This window comes from Streptomyces sp. NPDC058619, assembly GCF_042717785.1.
Taxonomy (GTDB): domain Bacteria; phylum Actinomycetota; class Actinomycetes; order Streptomycetales; family Streptomycetaceae; genus Streptomyces.
Genome location: NZ_JBHXQN010000026.1, coordinates 1 through 2,605, shown reverse-complemented (window position 1 = coordinate 2,605; position 2,605 = coordinate 1). Strand labels below are relative to the sequence as shown.

The following is a 2,605-nucleotide window of genomic DNA, read 5'->3' as shown; positions in this document are numbered from 1 at the left end:
GGGGCCGGCCGCGGCGCGGGGGCCGGGCCCGGGGGGGGGGGCGGGGGGGGCGGGGGGCCGCGGGCCGCCCGCCCCCCCCCCCCCCCCCCGGCGGGTTTCGCCTCAGGCGCGCAGGGCCAGGCCGGCCGCGAGTCCCGGGGCCGGGCTGGAGAGCACCGGGACACGGGTCGCGGCGAGGTGCTCGGCCCCGGCCAGGGAGGCCTGGGCCAGCACGATCACGTCGGCGCCGGTCACCGCGTCGGCGGCCGCGGCCACCAGAGCGAGGCAGCCGTCCCGGTCCCCCGACGCGAACCGGTCCCAGGCCCCGGCGACGAGCCGTGTACGGATCGCCACCGGGCGCTCGCCGGCCTCCTCGGCCAGCAGGGCCGCGGTCGGGGCGAGCGTCGACTCCAGAGAGGCCAGGACGGTGATCCGCGCTCCGGCGCGGACCGCCGCGGCCGCCATCGGCCGGTCCACGCGCAGCACCGGCGCACCCAGCGCCGGGGCCAGCGACTCGGCCGTCGCCCCGATCGTCGAGCAGGTGACCAGCACGGGTCCCCGTCCCGCGTCGCAGAGCAGCCCCAGCAGGTCCGGCGCGACCGCGTCGGGGCCCTCGGCACGGGCCCGGTCCAGCAGTTCCGGAACCACCAGGTGCCGCAGGGCGGCGCCGGGGTGGTTCCGGTCCCGCAGGGCGTCGAATACCGGGACGTGCGCGGCCGAGGTGTGCAGCAGGACCAGCCCGGGTCCGCTCACGGCCCCGGCCCCCTCAGACGGCCACGGCGTGGGGGCTGCGCTCCTGGTCCGTGCCCGGTACCGGGGCGGACGGGTCCACGCCCAGCTCGATGATCCGGTTGTCGCCGTCGACGTGCACGACGCGGGGCTTCAACGCCCGCGCCTCCGCGTCCTCGACCTGCGCGTAGCTGATGAGGATGACGAGGTCTCCGGGGTGCACCAGATGCGCCGCGGCGCCGTTGATCCCGATGACCCCGGATCCGCGCTCGCCCTCGATGACGTAGGTCTCCAGCCGCGCGCCGTTGGTGATGTCCACGATGTGGACTAGCTCGCCGGGCAGCAGGTCCGCCGCGTCGAGCAGGTCGGCGTCGACGGTCACGGAGCCGACGTAGTGCAGGTCGGCCTGGGTGACGGTGGCCCGGTGGATCTTGGACTTGAACATGGTACGAAGCATGGAGAACTCCCGGTTTGTCTGCTCCCTGCCTGCTCATTGCAGGTCAAGGGCGGTCTCCGCAGATTACAGCCATTCGCATGTTCGGTCAGCTTTCCCCAGGTCTTTCAGGACTCGTGCTGACCGTTTGCTGACCATTCCGACGCACCGTCAGGCCGGTACGATAGCTCTCCCCCACCACCGCCGGTGACTCAGACGGCTCTGGTCGACGTTACGACGCGGGCAAACTGCGTCTCCAGCACGCCTTCGATGGCCGCTACGGCATCTGAGAGACGGCGGTGGACACGTGTCGAGAGCCCCGCCCGCTTCAGACCGTGCTGGAGTGAGTCGCGTATGCGCCTCTCGCAGACGCCGAAGTCCGCATACCCGGCCGCGCAGGACAGGTAGACCATGTCCGTCAGGTCGTTCGGTCGCCACGTCGTGCCCTTGTTGAGGTGCCGACTGTGCAGCATCCCCGGAAGAGGCCAACGGCCCGCGACTCCCCGATGGCCCGCATCCGTCCCTTGAAGCCCCACTGGCCCAGCAGCTCCTTGTGAACCCAACCCCTCGGCCGGTTACTCCTCCAGATCCTCGACGAGGCGGAGATCGATACCCTGCGCTTCTGCTGCGAGTGGTGATCCAGCCAGTCACTGAACCGCCGGCTCGCCGCCGTCCACGCGGTGTCCGGCCCCTCCTCCACCCTCTGGGTGTCAAGCATGGAGTGGATGGATACGGAGGCAGCGAGTAGCACCTCGGGCTGGAAGGCCAATTCACCCTGAAAGCTGGGCGGCAGCTCGGAACCATCCCGTGCTGAGCGTGCTCGATCCAGCTCACTGGCGCGCTATCTCCCTGGTCCCAGCTGGCAGTCGCTGCCTGCCGAAACCAGGGGGTTGCCTACCGTGCGGCGCGGTACCCGCAACGAGCAAGATTCAGGGAGCGAGGGTCTCAGCCCAGGAACAGGGCAAGGGCGGACAGCACGGTCTGAATGCCGTCCATTGTTCCCGAATGGTTCTCCAGCCATCCCTTGATCCTCTCGCCGGCCCGACGGCGCTCCACGATGTATTCAGAACTGCTCTCAAGAACTTCGACCTCATGGATGAATTCGTCATGGTCGACATCGAGCACGGGGGCAAGGTTGCGGAGCTGCTGTACGAGTGCGGTGATCTCGTCCGGGCGGAGGCCGATGTTCTGTGTAATGTGCTGACCCTGCGCCGCGGTGGAACCGGCGTAGTTGTATGGGTCAAACGTCGGTCCCGGGGTGTTCTGGTTGGTCACGTAGTCGGTCGCTTTCTTTCCGGACCGGGCAGAGGCCTTGCCTTGCGCGGTGAGCATCAGTCGGGTGGGTCGCCCCGTGGGCGGATTCAGGTCGGCTAAGGCTTGTCCCGTAACTGCTGGTCACGGTGAGATGATCTTGGTGTGGCTGGTGTGATCACGGCGTCGGAGCCGTCCTGGATAGCCCCGTTC

At 69.7% G+C, this 2,605-nt stretch carries 3 protein-coding genes; all 3 read right to left on the bottom strand.

Annotated elements, in window-relative coordinates; translation table 11 throughout:
• Positions 1–102: 102 nt before the first annotated feature.
• The 3 genes from ACFWTC_RS23995 to ACFWTC_RS23985 all read right to left on the bottom strand — a co-directional run bounded on the left by ACFWTC_RS23995 (position 103) and on the right by ACFWTC_RS23985 (position 2,473).
• Positions 103–732: an aspartate/glutamate racemase family protein gene (locus ACFWTC_RS23995; protein WP_383933576.1), complete on the bottom strand. Its 630-nt coding sequence runs from the start codon at positions 730–732 to the stop codon at positions 103–105.
• A gap of 13 nt (positions 733–745) precedes the next feature.
• Entirely contained in the window at positions 746–1,165 is a 420-nt protein-coding gene (gene panD / locus ACFWTC_RS23990; protein ID WP_383933574.1) for an aspartate 1-decarboxylase, read from the bottom strand.
• 921 nt (positions 1,166–2,086) lie between these two features.
• Positions 2,087–2,473: a hypothetical protein gene (locus ACFWTC_RS23985; RefSeq protein ID WP_384028381.1), complete on the bottom strand. Its 387-nt coding sequence runs from the start codon at positions 2,471–2,473 to the stop codon at positions 2,087–2,089.
• Positions 2,474–2,605 lie beyond the last annotated feature (132 nt).